This window comes from Microbacterium sp. (genome assembly GCF_031180975.1).
Taxonomy (GTDB): Bacteria; Actinomycetota; Actinomycetes; order Actinomycetales; family Microbacteriaceae; genus Microbacterium.
In genome coordinates this window covers 95,844-114,769 of the sequence record NZ_JAPSLI010000005.1, presented here as the reverse complement: position 1 = coordinate 114,769, position 18,926 = coordinate 95,844, and the positions used below count along the sequence as shown (strand labels likewise).

General features: G+C 70.7%; 18 protein-coding genes. 8 read left to right on the top strand and 10 right to left on the bottom strand.

Features of this window, described 5'->3' with window-relative positions; all coding sequences use genetic code 11:
• Positions 1 to 152: 152 nt before the first annotated feature.
• Positions 153 to 1,136 carry a hypothetical protein gene (locus RIF65_RS08655; protein ID WP_309065123.1) on the bottom strand — a complete coding sequence of 328 codons (984 nt, stop codon included), beginning with the start codon at positions 1,134 to 1,136 and terminating at the stop codon, positions 153 to 155.
• A gap of 265 nt (positions 1,137 to 1,401) precedes the next feature.
• Positions 1,402 to 2,862, bottom strand: a complete 1,461-nt coding sequence (locus tag RIF65_RS08650; RefSeq protein WP_309065122.1) for a GuaB1 family IMP dehydrogenase-related protein — start codon at positions 2,860 to 2,862, stop codon at positions 1,402 to 1,404.
• A 161-nt stretch (positions 2,863 to 3,023) separates the two neighbouring features.
• Between RIF65_RS08650 and RIF65_RS08645 the strand changes: the two genes are divergently transcribed.
• Positions 3,024 to 6,674, top strand: coding sequence for a multifunctional oxoglutarate decarboxylase/oxoglutarate dehydrogenase thiamine pyrophosphate-binding subunit/dihydrolipoyllysine-residue succinyltransferase subunit (locus tag RIF65_RS08645; protein WP_309065121.1), 3,651 nt, complete (start codon positions 3,024 to 3,026; stop codon positions 6,672 to 6,674).
• Between the two features lie 68 nt (positions 6,675 to 6,742).
• Here the strand turns inward: RIF65_RS08645 and RIF65_RS08640 are convergent, their stop codons facing one another.
• The 3 genes from RIF65_RS08640 to RIF65_RS08630 are packed head-to-tail and all read right to left on the bottom strand — an operon-like array spanning position 6,743 to position 8,981.
• Entirely contained in the window at positions 6,743 to 8,035 is a 1,293-nt protein-coding gene (locus RIF65_RS08640) for a GNAT family N-acetyltransferase (RefSeq protein ID WP_309065120.1), read from the bottom strand.
• Positions 8,036 to 8,088: 53 nt separating this feature from the next.
• The gene (locus RIF65_RS08635; RefSeq protein WP_309065119.1) at positions 8,089 to 8,334 is read right to left on the bottom strand and encodes a zf-HC2 domain-containing protein; all 246 of its coding nucleotides are present in this window, start codon (positions 8,332 to 8,334) and stop codon (positions 8,089 to 8,091) included.
• The gene (locus RIF65_RS08630) at positions 8,331 to 8,981 is read right to left on the bottom strand and encodes a sigma-70 family RNA polymerase sigma factor (RefSeq protein WP_309065118.1); all 651 of its coding nucleotides are present in this window, start codon (positions 8,979 to 8,981) and stop codon (positions 8,331 to 8,333) included. The genes RIF65_RS08635 and RIF65_RS08630 overlap by 4 nt, the downstream gene beginning before the upstream one ends.
• Positions 8,982 to 9,032: 51 nt before the next feature.
• On the opposite strand from RIF65_RS08630, the gene aroA reads away from it, so the two are divergent.
• Genes aroA through bcp form a run of 3 tightly spaced genes read left to right on the top strand, consistent with a single transcriptional unit; the run spans position 9,033 to position 11,884 of the window.
• Positions 9,033 to 10,358, top strand: coding sequence for a 3-phosphoshikimate 1-carboxyvinyltransferase (gene aroA / locus RIF65_RS08625; RefSeq protein WP_309065117.1), 1,326 nt, complete (start codon positions 9,033 to 9,035; stop codon positions 10,356 to 10,358).
• Entirely contained in the window at positions 10,355 to 11,398 is a 1,044-nt protein-coding gene (gene rsgA / locus RIF65_RS08620; protein WP_309065116.1) for a ribosome small subunit-dependent GTPase A, read from the top strand. The genes aroA and rsgA overlap by 4 nt, the downstream gene beginning before the upstream one ends.
• A 9-nt stretch (positions 11,399 to 11,407) precedes the next feature.
• Positions 11,408 to 11,884, top strand: a complete 477-nt coding sequence (bcp, locus tag RIF65_RS08615; protein ID WP_309065115.1) for a thioredoxin-dependent thiol peroxidase — start codon at positions 11,408 to 11,410, stop codon at positions 11,882 to 11,884.
• Between the two features lie 51 nt (positions 11,885 to 11,935).
• Here the strand turns inward: bcp and RIF65_RS08610 are convergent, their stop codons facing one another.
• Positions 11,936 to 12,334, bottom strand: a complete 399-nt coding sequence (locus RIF65_RS08610) for a hypothetical protein (protein WP_309065114.1) — start codon at positions 12,332 to 12,334, stop codon at positions 11,936 to 11,938.
• Between the two features lie 201 nt (positions 12,335 to 12,535).
• On the opposite strand from RIF65_RS08610, the gene RIF65_RS08605 reads away from it, so the two are divergent.
• Positions 12,536 to 12,784 (top strand): WhiB family transcriptional regulator, encoded by a 249-nt coding sequence (locus tag RIF65_RS08605; RefSeq protein WP_071641453.1) that lies wholly within the window; start codon positions 12,536 to 12,538, stop codon positions 12,782 to 12,784.
• Positions 12,785 to 12,906: 122 nt separating this feature from the next.
• On the opposite strand, the gene RIF65_RS08600 is transcribed toward RIF65_RS08605, so the two are convergent.
• Positions 12,907 to 14,379 carry a sensor histidine kinase gene (locus RIF65_RS08600; protein WP_309065113.1) on the bottom strand — a complete coding sequence of 491 codons (1,473 nt, stop codon included), beginning with the start codon at positions 14,377 to 14,379 and terminating at the stop codon, positions 12,907 to 12,909.
• A gap of 48 nt (positions 14,380 to 14,427) precedes the next feature.
• The gene (locus tag RIF65_RS08595; RefSeq protein WP_309065294.1) at positions 14,428 to 14,811 is read right to left on the bottom strand and encodes an Rv3235 family protein; all 384 of its coding nucleotides are present in this window, start codon (positions 14,809 to 14,811) and stop codon (positions 14,428 to 14,430) included.
• A 155-nt stretch (positions 14,812 to 14,966) separates the two neighbouring features.
• Between RIF65_RS08595 and RIF65_RS08590 the strand changes: the two genes are divergently transcribed.
• Positions 14,967 to 15,563: a hypothetical protein gene (locus tag RIF65_RS08590; RefSeq protein WP_309065112.1), complete on the top strand. Its 597-nt coding sequence runs from the start codon at positions 14,967 to 14,969 to the stop codon at positions 15,561 to 15,563.
• A 5-nt stretch (positions 15,564 to 15,568) separates the two neighbouring features.
• On the opposite strand, the gene RIF65_RS08585 is transcribed toward RIF65_RS08590, so the two are convergent.
• Positions 15,569 to 15,847, bottom strand: coding sequence for a helix-turn-helix domain-containing protein (locus RIF65_RS08585; RefSeq protein WP_309065111.1), 279 nt, complete (start codon positions 15,845 to 15,847; stop codon positions 15,569 to 15,571).
• Between the two features lie 97 nt (positions 15,848 to 15,944).
• On the opposite strand from RIF65_RS08585, the gene RIF65_RS08580 reads away from it, so the two are divergent.
• Both RIF65_RS08580 and RIF65_RS08575 read left to right on the top strand, forming a co-directional pair.
• Complete coding sequence (locus tag RIF65_RS08580; protein WP_309065110.1) at positions 15,945 to 16,559, top strand: SAF domain-containing protein; 615 nt, start codon at positions 15,945 to 15,947, stop codon at positions 16,557 to 16,559.
• The gene (locus tag RIF65_RS08575; RefSeq protein WP_309065109.1) at positions 16,556 to 17,779 is read left to right on the top strand and encodes an AAA family ATPase; all 1,224 of its coding nucleotides are present in this window, start codon (positions 16,556 to 16,558) and stop codon (positions 17,777 to 17,779) included. The genes RIF65_RS08580 and RIF65_RS08575 overlap by 4 nt, the downstream gene beginning before the upstream one ends.
• Here RIF65_RS08575 and RIF65_RS08570 read toward each other — a convergent pair.
• Complete coding sequence (locus RIF65_RS08570; protein ID WP_309065108.1) at positions 17,703 to 18,926, bottom strand: pyridoxal phosphate-dependent aminotransferase; 1,224 nt, start codon at positions 18,924 to 18,926, stop codon at positions 17,703 to 17,705. The genes RIF65_RS08575 and RIF65_RS08570 overlap by 77 nt on opposite strands.

Sequence of the window (18,926 nt, the reverse complement as noted above, 5' to 3'; positions counted from 1 at the left end):
ATCGCGCAGCGTCACAGCGGGCCATGCACCACGTCCGCGCCAGAATGCGGTATCCCGAGCGCGTCGCGCACCACGTATGCGCCAGAATGCGGCATCCGCTACATCGATCGATGGCGCGGATGCCACAAGCTGCCGCCCACGTGTGACGGCGGTCAGTCCGGCAGGATGAGGCCAGCGGGCGGAGGCGGGACCGGGCTGCGCAGCCCGTCCGCAGTGAGGATGTCGTACAGCTCCCGCGGCCGGCGCAACGCCGGTGTGCGCCAACGCGAAAAGCCGCGGACCATGCGCCGCAGCGCATCGGCGCGATCCTTCTCCTCGATCAGCGCCTGCTCCGGCGTGCGGCCCTGCAACAGCTGCGGGTCGAGGTACTTGCCCAGTCCGTCGAACTCGCCGATGTGGTCCTGGTCGGGGAAGTAGAAGTCCGAGCGCGCCGATCTGCGATCCGGAAGCAGGAACGTCCTCTGCAGTTCCGGCTCCGGGAAGTCGAGTCGGCGGATGAGCACACGGCTCTGCGACTCGCGAACCGAGTCGGCGAGAGCGGAAGCGGATGCCAGGGCGCGGCGTATCCGTGCGAAGCCCTTCGCCGACACCTGCCTCTCCACGAGCGCGAACAGCTCGTCGAGAGTGGCCAGCGGTCCGCCCGGCCGGCGCGCCCAGAGGACCTGATCGAACACCACCACTGCATGCAGGTGATCGCTGAGCGCAGCGATGTCGACCGCCGTCTGTGCGGGCGTGGTGATGCGATGGCCCCGCCAGTCGACGGCATCCGCCTCGTCGACGCCCAGGCAGTGCCGCCGGATCAGACCGGATGATCGTCCGCCCGCACGCCGGGGCACGCGCACGTCGACGCGCTCCGGCCAGGGGCCGAGGATGTCGATGCCGTGCACGGCGGCGGCCGCGAAGTGCGAGATCAGCGCGGGCGCACGCAACCGGTCCGCGGCTTCGAAGACGCGGACGCGGTGCCGCTCCATCGGCGACAGCTGCTCCCAGGATCGCGCGAGGACGAACGCGCCCGGCGCGATTCTGTGGATGGTTCCCTCCGCCAGGGCACGCCGCACTTTCCGGTAGTCGGGCGGCTCGCCTCCCCTGTCTCTGACTCGGTTGACGGTGATGTCGAATGGTCGGTCCGCGCTCATCCCGGCATCCTGACGCGGGGGCGGGGTGCTCACTCGCCGAATGCGGCGATTGTGGACGGATCCGGCCAAGACGGCGTCTGTGCAGAACGATTGGCGCACCACGTGCGCGCCAGTTTCCGGCATCCCGCCCGCGCCAGCCACCACGTCCGCGCCAGAATCCAGCATCCGCTACATCGATCGATGGCGCGGATGCCACAAAGTGCCGCACTCGCGTGACAGCGGCCGGTCACGCAATGTCACAACCGGCCGCGCACATGACGACGGACTACCAGCTGACCGGCAGCGCCTTGCCCTCCTCGTACCCGGCCGCGGACTGCAGCCCGACCAGGGCGCGCTGGTGGAATTCGGGCACCGTGCCGGCGCCGGCGTACGTGAACGACGAGCGGATGCCGGAGGTGATCATGTCCACCAGATCCTCGACGCCTGGACGCAGCGGGTCCAGGTAGATGCGGGAGGAGGAGATCCCCTCCGCGAACAGCTCTTTGCGCGCCCGCTCGTACGCGTCCAGTCGGCCGAAGCGCGCCTGCACCGCCTTGGTGGACGCCATCCCCCACGACTCCTTGTACAGCCGGCCGTCCTCGTCGCGCTCCAGCTCGCCCGGCGCCTCGATCGTGCCGGCGAACCAGGAGCCGATCATGACGGATGCCGCACCCGCGGCGAGCGCGAGCGCGACGTCGCGCGGATAGCGCACTCCCCCGTCCGCCCACACGTGCGCACCGAGCTCGCGCGCCGCCTCGGCGGTCTCCAGCACGGCGGAGAACTGCGGACGGCCGACGGCCGTCATCATGCGCGTGGTGCACATCGCGCCCGGCCCCACACCGACCTTGACGATGGTGGCGCCCGCGGCGACGAGATCGCGCACGCCGTCGGCGGTGACGACGTTGCCTGCCACGATCGGGATGCCGAGTCCCAGGCCGGCGACCGCTTCGAGCGCCCGGAGCATCCCCTCCTGGTGGCCGTGCGCGGTGTCCACGACGAGCACGTCCACTCCCGCCGCCGCGAGCGCCTTCGCCTTTCCTGCGACGTCACCGTTGATCCCCACGGCGGCACCGACCGCCAGCCGGCCCAAGCCGTCGACCGCGGGGCGGTACAGGTTCGCCCGCAGCGCGGTGCGGCGCGAGAGCGTGCCGACCAGGCGGTCGTGCTCGACGACGAGCACCATCTCGACGTCGGCCGCGTCGATGGCGTCGAACGCCGCGCGCCCGTCGGCGATCTCCTCGGCGTCGATCGCGGGAGAGTGCTCGCGCACCAGGTCGCCGAGGACGGCGTCCGGAAGAGCGGATGCCAGCCGCGCGGCCGGCACGATGCCGGCGACGTCCTCACGCCGGATCGGAGCCGACGGGCCCGCGGTGCTCACCACGACGCCATGTCCCTCGGTGGCGGGCAGCAGGCGCAGCGCGTCGGCGGCGGTGGCCACGGGCGACAGGACCACAGGGGTGTCCCAGCGCACCGGCTGCTCCTTGACCCACCGGATCGCGGCGTCCAGCTGCTGCAGCGGCAGGTCCTGCGGCAGCACCCCCAGTCCACCGCGTCGCGCCAGAGTGGCGGCCAGGCGGGGACCGGTCACCGAGTTCATGTTCGCCGCCACCAGCGGGATAGTGGCGGGGGTGCCGTCCCCGGGTGTCAGGTCCACCTGCAGCCGGCTGGTCACGGCCGAGCGCCGGGGCACGAGGAAGACGTCCGAATAGGTCAGATCCACCAGGGGTCGTTCGCCGGAGAACTCCATGCGCCAAAGGTACTCCCGGGGCGGTCGCGCGCGGCGGGGACCTCGGGCGTTTCGGGTGCGAATGGCATTAGGCTTGAACCCCGGAACGTGTGCGACCCGATCACGCCTCGCGTGTTCGCGTCGCTGCACACAGATTCAGCGATGAAAGAGGGCGATCGAGCGTGTCGAACCAGGTGACCGGCGTCGGGGGCGACGGGGGGTTCGGAGCCAATTCGTGGCTCGTGGACGAGCTCTACGAGCAGTTCAAGAAGGACCGCGACTCCGTCGACAAGGAGTGGTGGCCGGTCCTGGAGCAGTACCAGCCCGATCCCGCCGGTTCCGCCGCTCAGTCGCCGGCGCACCCGATGACCGCCCCCATCCCCGTCATCGGCACTCAACCGGTCGCACGCACCACCGCGAAGCCCGCTGTGCAGGCCCCGATCCCGGCGCAGGCCCCGAAGCCCGCCGCGAAGGAGGACGCCGCCCCCGTCGACGAGGACAAGGTCACCGTCCTGCGCGGCATGCCGAAGACTCTCGCGGCGAACATGGACGAGTCGCTCACGGTCCCCACCGCGACCAGCGTGCGCACCATCCCGGCCAAGCTGATGATCGACAACCGCATCGTCATCAACAACCACATGGCTCGCACCCGCGGCGGCAAGGTCAGCTTCACGCACCTGATCGGCTGGGCGCTCATCCAGACGCTCAAGGAGTTCCCCAGCCAGAACGTGTTCTACGCGGAGATCGACGGCAAGCCCTCCGTCGTCGCCCCCGCCCACGTCAACCTCGGCATCGCGATCGACATCCCCAAGCCCGACGGCACGCGTGCCCTGCTTGTACCCAGCATCAAGCGGGCCGACACCATGACCTTCAACGAGTACCTGTCCGCCTACGAGGATCTGGTCACCAGGGCGCGCGGCAACAAGCTCACCGCCGCGGACTTCCAGGGCACCACTGTGTCGCTGACCAACCCCGGCGGCATCGGCACCGTGCACTCGGTCCCCCGTCTGATGAAGGGCCAGGGCTGCATCATCGGTGCCGGCGCGCTGGAGTACCCTGCCGAGTTCCAGGGCTCCAGCCAGAAGACGCTCACCGCCCTCGGCATCGGCAAGACGATCACGCTCACCAGCACCTACGACCACCGGGTCATCCAGGGCGCCGGATCGGGCGAGTTCCTGAAGAAGGTGCACGAGCTGCTCATCGGCGAGCGCGGCTTCTACGACGACATCTTCGCCGCGCTGCGCATCCCGTACCAGCCGATCCGCTGGAACGCCGACATCGCCGTCGACCTCGCCGAGCGCATCGACAAGACCGCCCGCGTGCAGGAGCTCATCAATTCGTACCGCGTGCGCGGGCACCTGATGGCCGACATCGACCCGCTGGAGTACGTGCAGCGCTCGCACCCCGACCTCGAGATCGAGAGCCACGGGCTGACGTTCTGGGACCTGGACCGCGAGTTCGTGACGAACGGCTTCGGCGGCAAGCGTCTCATGAAGCTGCGCGACATCCTGGGCGTGCTGCGTGACTCGTACTGCCGCACCCTCGGCATCGAGTACATGCACATCCAGGACCCGGAGCAGCGCCGCTGGTTCCAGGAGAAGGTCGAGGTCAAGTACGTCAAGCCGGGCCACGACGAGCAACTGCGGGTGCTGCGCAAACTGAACGAGGCCGAGGCGTTCGAGACGTTCCTGCAGACGAAGTTCGTCGGGCAGAAGCGCTTCTCGCTCGAGGGCGGCGAGTCGCTCATCCCGCTGCTCGACGAGATCCTGCAGGGCGCGGCATCCGCAGGCCTGGACGGCGCCGCCATCGGCATGGCCCATCGCGGCCGGCTCAACGTGCTGACCAACATCGCCGGCAAGACCTACGGACAGGTGTTCCGCGAGTTCGAGGGCTCGATGACCCCTGGGAACCAGCGCGGGTCGGGCGACGTGAAGTACCACCTGGGCACCCAGGGCACATTTGTCGCCGAGAACGGCGCCGAGCTTCCCGTCTACCTGGCCGCCAACCCGTCACACCTGGAGACCGTGGACGGCGTGCTCGAGGGCATCGTCCGTGCCAAGCAGGACCGCAAGCCCATCGGCACCTTCTCGTGGCTGCCCATCCTGGTGCACGGCGACGCCGCGTTCGCGGGCCAGGGCGTCGTGGTCGAGACGCTGCAGATGTCGCAGCTGCGCGGCTACCGCACCGGCGGCACCGTGCACGTGGTGGTCAACAACCAGGTCGGCTTCACCACCCTGCCGACGGATTCGCGCACCTCGGTGTACGCCACCGACGTGGCCAAGACCATCCAGGCGCCGATCTTCCACGTGAACGGCGACGACCCCGAGTCGGTCATCCACGTGGCGCAGCTCGCGTTCGAGTACCGCGAGCGCTTCCACCGCGACGTGGTCATCGACCTGGTCTGCTACCGTCGCCGCGGGCACAACGAGGGCGACGACCCGTCGATGACCCAGCCGCTGATGACCGACCTCATCCAGGCCAAGCGTTCGGTGCGCAAGCTCTACACCGAGGCGCTGGTCGGACGAGGCGACATCACCGAGGAGGAGTACGAGCAGGCGAAGGCCGACTTCCAGAACCGCCTGGAGATCGCGTTCGCCGAGACGCACGCCGCCGAGACCGGCGCCACCCCGATCGCTCCGGAGCTGACGCCCGTCGACGACCAGATCGGCGAGCCGGAGGTCACCGGCGTCCCCCTCGAGGTGGTGCATCTCATCGGCGACGCCCACGCCAACAAGCCGGACGGCTTCACCGTGCACCCGAAGCTGCAGCAGCAGCTCGACAAGCGCGTCGAGATGAGCCGCAACGGCGGCATCGACTGGGGCTTCGGAGAGCTGCTCGCGTTCGGTTCGCTGCTGGTGGAGGGCACGCCGGTCCGCCTCGCGGGGCAGGACTCCCGCCGTGGCACGTTCGTGCAGCGCCATGCCGTGCTGCACGACCGCAAGAACGGTCAGGAGTGGCTCCCGCTGTCGAACCTGTCCGACAACCAGGGACGATTCTTCGTGTACGACTCGCTGCTCAGCGAGTACGCCGCTCTCGCCTTCGAGTACGGCTACTCCGTCGAGAACACCGAGGCGCTCGTGCTCTGGGAGGCCCAGTTCGGCGACTTCGCGAACGGCGCCCAGTCGGTGATCGACGAGTACATCTCCGCGGCCGAGCAGAAGTGGGGGCAGCAGTCCGGTGTCGTGATGCTGCTGCCGCACGGCTACGAGGGTCAGGGCCCCGACCACTCCTCCGCACGGATGGAGCGTTTCCTCCAGCTGTGCGCGCAGGAGAACATGATCGTCGCCCGCCCGTCCACCCCGGCGTCGCACTTCCACCTGCTGCGTCGCCAGGCGTACGCGCGTCCGCGCAAGCCGCTCATCGTGTTCACGCCGAAGGCCATGCTCCGGCTGCGTGGCGCGACCAGCGCGGTGGAGGACTTCACGCAGGGCCGTTTCGAGCCGGTGCTCGACGACGACCGCGGCCTGGACCGCGCGGCGGTCAAGCGGGTGCTGGTGCACTCCGGCAAGATCCACTGGGACCTGCGCAACGAGCTGGAGAAGAACCCGAACCCGGAGATCGCGCTGGTGCGGCTCGAGCAGCTGTACCCGACACCCATCGACGGCCTGAAGGCGATCACGGATTCGTACCCGAACGCCGAGCTGGTCTGGGTGCAGGAGGAGCCGGAGAACCAGGGAGCCTGGCCGTTCCTGGCCCTCGCGTTCGCCGACGTCCCCGGCGACCGGCGGTTCCGTGCCGTCGCGCGTTCGGCATCCGCCTCTCCGGCCACCGGCTCGTCGAAGGTGCACGCGGTCGAGCAGGCGGACCTGCTCAAGCGCGCCCTCACTCTCTGACGTCACATCACGAAGCCCCACCCGCGCCGAGGAAGGCGGGTGGGGCTTCGTCGTGCTGACGGGTCGGATCAGTACCAGATGCCGAGCGCAGCCGCCTGGGCGGTGCGGAGGGCGTCGTCGACGGATGCCAGCACCGCGGCGTCCCCCAGGATCCGGCCGGCCGCGGCGAGCTGTGTCGCCCGCACTCCCCCGGCGTACAGGGAGGACAGCTCCACGACGCCCATCCGCAAGTGCGGCGCGTCCTCCGTTGCCGCCACCGACGCGCTGCCGTTCTCGTCGACGGTGAGCCGCCAGGTCCCGTCGGCGAAGCCGAGCGCGTCGTCGACGCGGATGACGATGTCGAGCGGATGCCGGTAGCTGCGCGCCGACAGCGCCGCCGGGACGTCCAGTATGCGCAGCCAGCCGTGATCGTGCACGGTGACGGTCACGGCACGGTGATCGGCGACCAGCCACGGCAGCGGGTCGTCCACGGGTCGCAGGTCCACGTCGGCGGACGTCACCAGGTCGTGGTGCACGACGAACCCCCACAGCGCGCGCAGCGCTTCGTCGGTCTCCGCGCCGAGGTGGCGGATGTGCATCGCGGCGCGGAACTCGTCCTTGTGCTCCTCGAGAGTGTAGGCCAGCGCGCCGCGCACTTCGCCCTGGGCGTCGATGTAGCGCACCCCGCGCACAGCAGCGGCCTTGGTGTCCGCTTCGCTGAGCCCCGCCATGCGACGCCACCTCCCGGCCCAGCCCGGGATCTGCCCCGACCGGACGCGCCGGGACCGCTCGTGCACCTGCTCCAGATCGCGGGCGAGCTGTTCGCGTTCGATGTACTCGACCGTGCCGGGCGAGTCGGGTGCGACCCAGCCGGCGCGTCGCGTGTCCACCCGGACGTTCGCCATCGGCACGGCGTGGCCGAAGCCGTAGCGCGAATAGATGGTGGCCTCCGACACCGTCAGGCCGGCGACGGGGACGCCGGCGGCGGCCGCGGTGCGCAGCTCACCCTCGAGCATGTTGCGCGCGATGCCGCGACGACGATGCGTCGCGGCGACCGTCACGCCACTGATCGCCCACATCGGGATCTCCCCGCCCGGGATGGTCAGTGGAGTGACCCAGCCGTCGATGGTGCCGACGGGCAGTTCGTCGGACGCAGCACCCTGGCGGAACACACCGATGCATCGGCGCGCCGACATGCTGAGCACGGTCTCCGACAGGGCGGCATCCGTCGGCTCGTCGCCGAGGAATCCCCGGGTGACGGCCCTGGAGAACGGCACGGCCTGCGCCGGATCGGTCATGTCGACCGTGCGGTAGTCGAAACCGGCATCCGCCAGACGGGCCGTGGATCGCGGGTCGGTCGGGAGGGCGCGGGCGTCGATCATGGCTCCAGCCTAGGGGCGGGCGCGGACGCGCCCCGCGACCCCGGCGGAGTCGGTCAGTGCGCGGCGGCCTGCACGGCACGCAGCCGTGCCAGCACCTGGTCGCGCAGCGTCTCGGGCGCGGTCTCCTTGCAGGCGCGCGCCACGACCTCGGTGAGGGTCCTCGCCACGAGTGCCTCGTCCTTGCAGGACGGGCAGTTCTCCAGGTGCTCCCGGATGTCGGTGTGCTCGGTGTTGCACACCTCGTTGCGGAGGTACTCCTCCAGGTCCCGGCGCGCCTTCTCGCAGCCGCAGTCGCTCATTTCGTACTCCTCGGTTCTGCCGCGGTGATCCCTCGCTCCGCGGCGTAGTCGGCCAGCAGCTCCCGCAGCATCCGCCGGCCACGATGCAGGCGGCTCATCACGGTGCCGATGGGGGTCTTCATGATGTCGGCGATCTCCTGATAGGAGAATCCCTCGACGTCGGCGAGGTAGACCGCGAGGCGGAAGTCCTCCGGCACCTCCTGCAGCGCGTCCTTGACGACCGAGGCCGGCATCCGGTCGATCGCCTCCGCCTCGGCCGAACGGCTGTGCGAAGCGGTGGTCGACTCGGCCCCGCCCAGCTGCCAGTCCTCGAGCTCGTCGATCGTGCCCTGGAACGGTTCGCGCTGCTTCTTGCGATAGATGTTGATGTACGTGTTGGTGAGGATGCGGTACAGCCACGCCTTCAGGTTGGTGCCCTGCGTGAACGTGGCCCACGACCCGTACGCCTTCACGAACGTCTCCTGCACGAGATCGGCCGCGTCGGCGGGATTGCGCGTCATGCGCATCGCCGCCGCGTAGAGCTGATCCATGAAGGGGATCGCCTGCTCCTCGAAGTCGCGTCGAGGGTCACCAGATGCTGTGTCGTCCATCACGGGCCAGTCTAGGCCGGTGATGTCGATGTCCTCGCGTGTCAGCGTGGCCGGCATCCGTGTCTCCCTCTCACCGCTTCGAAGGCGGCTTCACTAGGGTAGGAACCGATGAGCGCTCCACGGTATTCCCCCTCCCCCGTCCGCGGCGCCTACCGCGCGCCGCTGGCCGACGCGCCGCTGCACGCCACGGTGTCGATCCCCGGGTCCAAGTCCCTGACGAACCGCGAGCTGATGATCGCCGCGATCGCCGACGGCCCCGGGCGCCTGATCCGCCCGCTGCACTCCGACGACTCCCGTCACATGATCGAGGCCCTGCGGTTGCTGGGCGCACAGATCGAGGAGGCCCCGTCGGATGGCGAGTTCGGCCCCGACCTGGTGGTCACTCCCGCCCCGTTGCGCGGCGGGGTCACCATCGACTGCGGTCAGGCCGGGACGGTGATGCGCTTCGTCGCGCCGCTGGCGGGCCTCGCCCCGCAGGACATCCACCTCACCGCCCATGAGACTGCACTGCACAGGCCGATGGGCGCGATGATCACCGCGTTGCGGGATCTCGGGGTGGACGTGGACGACGAGGGCACCTGGTCGCTGCCGTTCACGATCCGCGGCCACGGGCACATCCGCGGCGGGCGCGTCGAGATCGACGCCTCCGGCTCCAGCCAGTTCGTCTCGGGCCTGCTGCTCGCCGCGCCTCGCTTCGACGTCGGCCTGCACCTCGTGCACACCGGCGAGCACCTGCCCAGCCTGCCGCACATCGACATGACCATCGAGGCGCTCAGCCGCCGCGGCATCCGCATCGAGCGGCCCGGCGTGGGCGAATGGCTGGTCGAGGCCGGTGTGCCGCGCGCCAAGGACGTCGCGATCGAACCGGACCTGTCCAACGCCGCCCCGTTCCTGGCCGCGGCGCTCGTCACCGGCGGCGAGGTGACGGTCACCGGATGGCCGCTGCACTCCACCCAGCCCGGTGCACTGCTGCCGGAGATCCTGCAGGCGATGGGTGCGCACACTTCGCGCCACGGCGGCGCCCTCACTGTGCGCGCCGGCGACCGCATCCGCGGTCTGGATCTCGACCTGTCCGCCGCGAGCGAGCTCACGCCGACGATCGTCGGGCTGGCGGTCTTCGCCGACGCCCCCACGACGATCCGCGGCGTGGGTCACATCCGCCGTCACGAGACCGACCGGATCGCCGCGCTCGTCTCCGGCATCCGCGGTCTGGGCGGCGAGGCGGAGGAGCTGCCCGATGGGCTGCGGGTGCTGCCGCGTCCGCTGAGCGGCGGCGCGTGGCCGGCGCACCACGACCACCGGATGGCGACCACGGGCGCGCTGATCGGCCTGCGCGTGGACGGCGTCGAGATCGACGACATCGGCACCACCGCGAAGACGCTGCCCGAGTTCGTGCAGCTGTGGGAGCGGATGCTGGGAGGCGCTGCGTCGTGAGCTGGCTGGGCGACGACGACGAGGACGACGACTTCGCCGAGTACGACGAGAGCAGCATCCGCACCCGTCCCAACCCGAAGGCGAACCGGCCCCGCACCAAGCGCCGCCCCGCGCACGAGGATGCCGTGATCGCGCGCGTGCTGGGTGTCGACCGCGGCCGGTACAGCGTGCTGGTCGGCGAGGACACCCCCGACGAGCGGACGGTGACCGCGACCCGTGCCCGCGAACTGCGCCGCACGCCGATCGTCACCGGCGATCGTGCCCGGGTGGTGGGCGACACGTCGGGCGCGGAGGGGACGCTCGCACGGATCGTCGGGATCGTGGAGCGCACCTCGCTGCTGCGGCGCAGCGCCGACGACACCGACCAGGTGGAGCGGGTCATCGTCGCCAACGCCGACCAGATGCTGATCGTGGTCGCCGCCGCCGACCCCGAGCCGCGCGCCCGACTCGTCGACCGCTACCTCGTCGCCGCTCTGGATGCCGGCATCCGGCCCCTGCTCGTCGTCACCAAGACCGACCTCGCCGACCCCGCCGCGTTCCTGTCGCACTTCGACGGACTCGACCTGCGGGTGTTCACCAGCGCACGCGGCCGGATGCCCGTGGCGGAGATCGGCGAGGCGCTGGTGGGACACTCCACCGTGTTCGTGGGGCACTCGGGGGTGGGCAAGTCCACGCTGGTGAACGCGCTCGTGCCGGGGGCGGGGCGGGCGACGGGGCACGTGAACGAGGTCACCGGCCGTGGACGGCACACCTCGTCCTCGACGGTCTCGCTGCGCTACCGAGGCGAGCACGGCACCGGCTGGGTGATCGACACCCCCGGTGTGCGGTCGTTCGGGCTCGGGCACGTCGATCCCGCGAACATCCTCGCCGCGTACACCGAGCTCGCCGAGATCGCCGAGGACTGCCCGCGCGGCTGCACGCACCTGCCCGATGCGAGCGACTGCGCGCTGAACGAGGCCGCCGCCGACGGCCGGCTCGGACGGACCGGCGCCGCCCGGCTGGAGTCGCTGCAGCGGCTGCTGCAGACCTTCGGCGGCTAGGCTGGTGGCGTGACGAACGTGCGCCTGGAACCCGGAACCGCTGCCCCCGACTTCACCCTTCTCGACCAGGACGGCGAGCGGGTCAGCCTCGCCGATCTGCGAGGACAGAAGACGATCCTGTACTTCTACCCGGCGGCGATGACCCCCGGTTGCACCACGCAGGCGTGCGACTTCCGCGACAGCATCGCCTCGCTGCAGGGTGCCGGCTACCGCGTGGTGGGCGTCTCGCGCGACGAGCCGGCCAAGCTCGCCGAGTTCCGGGAGCGCGATGGGCTCACGTTCACCCTGCTCAGCGATCCCGACCACGCGGTGCATTCCGCCTACGGCGTGTGGGGCGAGAAGATGAACTACGGCAAGGTCATCGAGGGCGTCATCCGCTCGACGTTCGTGCTCGACGAGGACGGCGTCATCACGCACGCCCAGTACAACGTGAAGGCGACCGGGCACGTCGCGCGGCTGCGCAAGACACTCGGTCTGGCCGCCTGAGCCGCCGGCGCGGTCCTCGCGGCGCCGGCCTCGCGGCGGAGGCTTCCCGGCTCAGTCCTCGCGGCGGAGGCGGGGGTCGGTCGCCCCGTCGCGGCGGACGGCGGCGATCAGCAGGATCAGCCCAACCAATCCCGTGACGCCGACGCCCACGGTGAACGGCCAGGACACCGGCTGGATGGTGAGCGACGCCAACCCCAGCGCGACGGCCAGCACCTGGAAGACGATTCCCCCGGAGCGCGCCCACGAGGTGCGGCGCAGCGTGCCGATCGCGAAGGCGGCCAGCGCGGCGGCGCCCAGCAGGGTGAGGACGATGAGCGCCAGGCCGGCGGGCGTCGACGAGACGTCGCCGGTGACGAGCGCGAACAGCTCCAGCAGCGCGATGCCCGTCAACGCGGCGGCCTCCAGGCCGAGGACGACGGCTGCTGCCATCGCGGGGCGGGACGGACGCACGCGCACTCCTCCCAAGGGATGTCGGAAAACCCTTGATTTCAGACTGTTTCTGTAACACAATGGTCAAGGCCATGTGCTCCCACATCGGAGTGGGGCGAGCGATCGCTCGCATCACCAGGGTAGCGGAACCCCGATCCCTCCCCGAATTCGAGTGTCGCGAAGGCGACCACCCACACCGAACCCATCTATTGAGGAGCCTTTATGGACTGGCGCGACAAAGCGGCCTGCCTGACCGTCGACCCCGAGCTGTTCTTCCCTGTCGGGAACACCGGACCGGCCGTCGACCAGATCGAGAAGGCGAAGGCCGTCTGCGCCACGTGCACCGTGACGGAGATCTGCCTGCAGTACGCGCTCGAGTCCGGCCAGGACTCCGGCGTCTGGGGCGGTCTCTCCGAGGATGAGCGCCGCGCTCTGAAGCGCCGCGCTGCCCGCGCGCGCCGCGCCGGCTGACTTCCCCGGTCGGTCCCCTTCTTCCGTGCGTTTGGGGCGGATTTTCGCGTTTGGGGCGGTTCTCCGCCGCCCCAAACGCGAAAATCCGCCCCAAACCCGTTAATGGAGGTTCCGTCAGCGGGTCATTTCGTGATCCAGCGCAGCGGGATGACGATGGTGACCTGGGTCCCCTCGCCGTCCTGGCCCTTCCAGTCGATCGTGCCGCCCAGCTCGCCCTGGATGAGGGTGCGGACGATCTGCGTTCCCAGACCCTGACCCACCCGCCCCTCGGGCAGACCGTGGCCGGTGTCGCTGACGATCACGCGCAGGTTCTCCTCGGTGCGGAACGCCTCGATCGTGACGACGCCCTCCTGACCGGCGAGACCGTGCTCCACGGCGTTCGTCACCACCTCCGTCAGCGCCAACGCCAGCGGTGTGGCGTACTCGCTCGGCAGCACGCCGAACCGCCCCTCGCGCTGCGTGCGCGCCCTGGTGTTCGGCGCGGCCGCCACCTCGGCGACCAGCTTCAGCACCCGGTCGAACACCTCGTCGAAGTCGACGGTCTGGGCCAGGCCGCTGGCCAGCGTGTCGTGCACCACCGCGATGGACTCGACCCGGCGCATCGCCTGGGTGAGCGCGTCCCGTGCCTCGTCGGAGTGGGTGCGGCGGGCCTGGATGCGCAGCAGCGACGCCACCGTCTGCAGGTTGTTCTTGACCCGGTGGTGGATCTCACGGATCGTGGCGTCCTTGGTGATGAGCTCCTGCTCCTGGTGGCGCAGTTCCGACACGTCCCGGCACAGCAGGATGGCCCCGATGCGCGTTCCGTGGTCCTTCAGCGGGATCGCCCGCAGCGAGACGGTGACCCCGCGGGCCTCCATGTCGGTGCGCCACGGGGCGCGACCGGTGACCACGACCGGGAGCGACTCGTCGACCTGCCGTGACGGGGGCACGATGCGCGTGGTGACCTCGGCCAGCGACTCCCCCTCCAGCTCGTCGTCGAAGCCCATCCGGTTGAATGCCGACAGTGCGTTCGGGCTGGCGAACGTGGTGATCCCGTCGACGTCGATCCGGATCAGGCCGTCGGCGGCGCGCGGCGCACCGCGCCGCGGGGCGGTCGGCGCGGAGAGGTCGGGGAACTCGCCGGACGCGATCATGCGGAACAGGTCGTTCGCGCACTCGTCGAAGCTGATCTGCTGACGCGACGGCATCCGCGCCTCACCGAGGTTAGTGTGCCTGGTGAGCACGCCCAGCACGGTGCGCTCGCCCTGGTTCCGCACGATCGGCACCGCCCGCACCCGAGTGGGCGTCTCCTCGAACCAGTCCGGCGACGACGAGTCGACGATCTCGCCGCTCTCGAAGGCGGAGTGCACCTGGGTGCGCCACTGCGGACGTACCTTCTCGCCCACGATGTCCCGGTAGAACAGCGTGGCGGCACCGCTCGGGCGGGAGTGCGTGACGGCGATGAACGAGCCGTCGGCGGACTCCACCCACATCACGATGTCGGCCGACGCCAGGTCGGCGAGCAACTGCCCGTCCCCGGCGAGACGGTGGAGCCATTCGACGTCGGCGTCGTTCAGACGTCCCTGGGCGTGGACGAGATCACTGAGCGTTGACACCCCACCAGCCTAGAGGTGCGCGCCCCGGCATCCGCGTGTGGTGACGCGTCAGAGGACGGCCAGCGAGCTGGCCCGCCAGCGCCCGTCCAGCCCCTCCAGACGGATCGCCACGGCGCGCGTGCGCCCGGGCCCGGCGACCACGATGACCGCCTCTACCACGCCGTCGGCCGGCGCGGAGTGCCGGATCGACAGGATGCGGAAGTTCGGCCGCGCCGGGGCGACCCCGCGCGCGCTGCGCGCCCGGGCCGACAGGTTGGCGCGGGTCATCAGCGCACGGAATGCGTCCTCGGTGAACCACCTGGCCAGCTGGTCGACCTCCCGCACGCCGGCGAGAACCTCGAGCGCCCCCTGGGTGAGGCTGCGCAGCAGCGGTTCGGGATCGGGCAGTTGCGCCGCGGGCGTGGGCTGAGGCGCGAAGAACTCACTCAGCATCGATGTCATTCCCAGATCCCCCCGGTGTTCGTCCGCATCAGCAGCCTGCGAAGTTCTCAGCAGTACAGCACGAGGCGCCGGACAGCGGAAGGGTACCGGGGCGATCTGTGGATAACTCGGCGCGGGATCCGCCGCGCTCCCCTACCCTCGGTGGGGTGTCCTGGGAGCATCTGTTCGACGACCTGGAGGGCCAGCTCGCCGCCGAGTGGGAGGCCGAGCGCGCCGCCCTCGACGCGGAGTCCGAGCGGCTGCGCATCGCCAAGCTCGCCCTGCGCGACCGGCTGCGCACGCTGCTGCCCGCGCAGGGGCGCCTGCGGCTGTCGTTGCGCGGTGGTGAGAGGTGGGATGCCGTGCTGCGCGCGCTCGGCGCCGACTGGATCGGCGTCACGATCGCCGGCGCCGCACCGCTGTCCATCGTGCCGCTGCACGCGGTCGCAGCGATCGGCGTGGACCACGGGATGCTGCTCGCCAGTCTCGCCGATGCGGGAGCCGAACCAGGGTTGCGGGAGCGGATGTCGTTCGGGTTCGTCCTGCGCGACCTGGCGCGCCGGCGGATGCCCGTCCGGGTCGGCGGCGTCGATGACGCACCGCTGCACGGCACGATCGACAGGGCGAGCGCCGACCATCTCGATCTCGCTCTGCACGAGCCAGGCGAGGCGCGGCTGGCGCGCACGGTGAGGGGGTTCCGGATGATCCCGTTCGAGACCGTCGCGTGGGTGCGCCCCGAGTCGGGCTCCGCCGAGCTGCTCTGACCCGGTCAGCTGCTGCGGTACGGCGTGGTGCCCCACAGCTCGGGGAAGCTGGCCTCGTTGGCCTGACGCCACAGCGCCATCCGGCGGGACTGCTCCGACTGCTCCGCCAGGTACTCGGCCAGGCTGGCCTCCTCGACGCGCCAGCGCGGCGGCGAGCCGAGCTGGGAGCCGCGCAGCCGCCCCTCCTGCACGAGGGCGATCACCTCGTCGACCTCGATGCTGAGCAGCTCGGCGACCTGCGCGGGTGCCAGGAAGCGCGGAGCAGGGGCGGATGCGTCTGGCATGCATTCATTCTCCCCTGCCGACGCCGAACGCGCCCCTGCGAATCCTCCCTGTGGATAACTTTCCTGCCGCGGGTCGCGGATCTGTGACGATGGCAGCATGATGCCGCCCCGTACCCGCCGCGCCTGGTTCGGCGATGTCCGCTTCCTGGTGGGCGTCGTGCTCGTGATCCTTTCCGTCGCCGGAGTGTGGCTGCTGGTCTCGTCGTCACGGCAGACGACGCCCGTGCTGCAGACCACGCGCACGCTGGTGCCCGGCGAGGAGATCAGTTCGGCCGACTTCCAGGTGGTGGAGGTGGGTCTGGGCGCGCTGACCGACTCCTACCTGGCTCCGCAGGATCTCGATGCCGGGATGGTCGCGACCCGCACCGTGCCGAAGGGCGAGCTCGTTCCGCGCACCGCGACCGGCACCGCGGAGGAGGCGGGCAGGACGACGGTGGTGGTGGCGAGCACCGCCCTGCCGGCCGGGGTGGATGCCGGGACGGTGGTCGAGCTGTGGCACGCCCCGCTGCTCGAGGACGGCCGCTCGTTCGACGCACCGCGGATCCTCATTGCGGATGCCGTCGTCGCGACGGTCGCCGAGAGTGAGGGGATGCTGAGCCAGGCGGAGGTCGACGTGGAGCTGGTCATCGATCGCGCGGACGTCGCCGACGTGCTGGCGGCGATCACGGGAGGCGCCGCCCTCTCGATCGTGCCGGCGGGGGCGGGGTCGTGACGACGGTGATCGTGGCCCTCCCGCCGCAGGAGGGTGTGGCGGTCGCGGCCGATCTCGAGCTCGAGGGCGCGACGGTCCTGACGCTGACCCCGGATGAGCTCGCCGGCGCCGACCTGGTCGGGGTGGACGCCGTGCTCCTCGCCGCGTCACGGGACGTGCTGGATCCCGCCTTCGTCCGCCGCTGCGACCGCGCCGGCGTACGGGTCGTGCCGATCGGTCCGGGCGACTCGCGGCTCGCCGCACGGTTCGGACTGGCCGAGCCACTCCCCCTCGACACGCCGGCGTGGCGGATCCTCGCCACGCTCGCTCAGGCCGCCCCGGCCGCTCCGTCCGCCGCTCCCGCCCGTGTGATCGCGGTGTGGGGTCCGGCCGGTGCGCCCGGCCGATCGACGCTCGCCGTGCAGCTGGCCGTGGAGCTCGCCCGTGCCGGGCGGCGCACCGCGCTCGTCGACGCCGACAGCGTGGCGCCGTCGCTGGCGCTGCAGCTGGGTCTCGCGGAGGATGCGCCCGGCCTTGCCGCCGCGTGCCGCCGCGCCGGCCTGGGCAGTCTGGATACCGCGGAGCTGGCCAGGCTGTCCACCCCCGTGGAGACCTCTGCAGGCACGGTCGAGGTCCTCACCGGTTTGAACCGTCCGAGCCGGTGGCCCGAACTGGCCGCCGCCCGGCTGCGGGGAACTCTCTCCGCGTGCCGGACCTGGGTGGATGAGACCGTGGTCGACGTCGCGGCCGAGTTCGACGAGGACGAGGACGCGCTCGACCCCGGCGCGCCGCTGCGCCACGCCGCGACCGCCGCCGCCCTGCTGGAGGCGGACGCCGTGGTCGCGGTGCTCTCCGCCGACCCGCTCGGCGCCAGCCGGTTCCTGCGCGGCCACGCCGAGCTCCGGCATCTCATCGGCACGACCCCGGTGACCGTCGTCGCGAACCGCGTCCGCCCCGGCCCGCTGGGAATCGACGCCAGGGGACAGATCCGGCGCACCCTGGAGAGGTTCGCCGGCATCGACGACGTCGCCTTCGTCCCGTTCGATCAGCGAGGAGCGGATGCCGCCGCGCTGCACGCCCGGCCGATCGCGGACGTCGCCCCTCGCTCGGCGTTGGTCGCCGCGGTGCGGCGGGTCGCGGCCGGCCTCGGAGCGCGACCCGAGCTCACTGCCGGTAGCTCGCCAGGAAGTTCCCGAGCCGCTCGACGGCTTCGCTCAGCACGCGCGCCTCGGGAAGCGTGACCACGCGCAGGTGGTCGGGGGTCGGCCAGTTGAAGCCGGTGCCCTGCACCAGGAGGATCTTCTCCGACACCAGCAGGTCGTACACCAGGCGCTCGTCGTCGTGGATCTCGTGCACCTCCGGGTCCAGCCGGGGGAATGCGTAGAGGGCCCCCGTCGGCTTCACGCAGCTGACGCCGGGGATCGCCTCCAGCCCCTCCCAGGCGATGTCGCGCTGCTCGTGCAGCCGACCGGAGGGGGCGACCAGCGCGTCGATGGTCTGCACCCCGGACAGCGCCGCCTGCACGGCGTGCTGAGCCGGCACGTTCGGGCAGAGCCTGGTGGAGGCGAGCAGTGTGATGCCTTCGATGAACCCCTTGGCGTGTTCGGTCGGCCCTGTGACGACGAGCCAGCCGGAACGGTAGCCCGCCACGCGGTAGGTCTTGGAGAGGCCGTTGAAGGTCAGGCAGAGCAAGTCGGGAGCGAGCGTCGCCGTCGGGATGTGCACGGCGCCGTCGAACACGATGCGGTCGTAGATCTCGTCGGAGAGCAGCAGCAGCTGGTTCTCTCTGGCGATCTGCACCAGCCCCTCGAGGACCTCCTTCGAGTACACCGCCCCGGTGGGGTTGTTCGGGTTGATGATGACGATCGCCTTGGTCTGCGGCGTGACCTTGGAGCGGATGTCGTCGAGGTCCGGCTGCCAGCCGGTGTTCTCGTCGCACAGGTAGTGCACCGGCGTGCCGCCGGCGAGCGAGGTCATCGCCGTCCAGAGCGGGTAGTCGGGTGCAGGGATCAGCACCTCGTCGCCCTGGTCCAGCAGCGCCTGCATGACCATCGTGATCAGTTCGGACACCCCGTTGCCCAGATACACGTCGTCGGGGTCGAAGCGCGGAAAGTCCTCGATCTGCTCATAACGGCTGACCACGGCCCTGCGCGCGGAGATGATGCCCTTGCTGTCGCTGTAGCCGTGCGCGGAGGGGAGAGCTGCGAGCATGTCGTGCACGATCTGGTGCGGGGCTTCGAACCCGAAGATCGCCGGGTTGCCCGTGTTCAGCTTGAGGATCTGGTGCCCCTCGGCCTCCAGACGTGCGGCCTCGACCAGTGCCTTGCCCCGGATCTCGTACAGGACGTTCTTGAGCTTGGAGGACTGGTCGAGGGTGCGAGGAGTCAT

What these genes read in the sequence shown, in the direction of transcription:
- RIF65_RS08630 (WP_309065118.1), bottom strand. Translation starts at nt 8,981, where the DNA reads ATGCCGGCCACGCTGACACGCGAGGACATCGACATCACCGGCCTAGAC.
- RIF65_RS08655 (WP_309065123.1), bottom strand. Translation starts at nt 1,136, where the DNA reads ATGAGCGCGGACCGACCATTCGACATCACCGTCAACCGAGTCAGAGAC.
- RIF65_RS08640 (WP_309065120.1), bottom strand. Translation starts at nt 8,035, where the DNA reads ATGATCGACGCCCGCGCCCTCCCGACCGACCCGCGATCCACGGCCCGT.
- RIF65_RS08570 (WP_309065108.1), bottom strand. Translation starts at nt 18,926, where the DNA reads ATGACTCCTCGCACCCTCGACCAGTCCTCCAAGCTCAAGAACGTCCTG.
- aroA (WP_309065117.1), top strand. Translation starts at nt 9,033, where the DNA reads ATGAGCGCTCCACGGTATTCCCCCTCCCCCGTCCGCGGCGCCTACCGC.
- RIF65_RS08605 (WP_071641453.1), top strand. Translation starts at nt 12,536, where the DNA reads ATGGACTGGCGCGACAAAGCGGCCTGCCTGACCGTCGACCCCGAGCTG.
- RIF65_RS08585 (WP_309065111.1), bottom strand. Translation starts at nt 15,847, where the DNA reads ATGCCAGACGCATCCGCCCCTGCTCCGCGCTTCCTGGCACCCGCGCAG.
- RIF65_RS08635 (WP_309065119.1), bottom strand. Translation starts at nt 8,334, where the DNA reads ATGAGCGACTGCGGCTGCGAGAAGGCGCGCCGGGACCTGGAGGAGTAC.
- RIF65_RS08580 (WP_309065110.1), top strand. Translation starts at nt 15,945, where the DNA reads ATGATGCCGCCCCGTACCCGCCGCGCCTGGTTCGGCGATGTCCGCTTC.
- RIF65_RS08595 (WP_309065294.1), bottom strand. Translation starts at nt 14,811, where the DNA reads ATGCTGAGTGAGTTCTTCGCGCCTCAGCCCACGCCCGCGGCGCAACTG.
- RIF65_RS08650 (WP_309065122.1), bottom strand. Translation starts at nt 2,862, where the DNA reads ATGGAGTTCTCCGGCGAACGACCCCTGGTGGATCTGACCTATTCGGAC.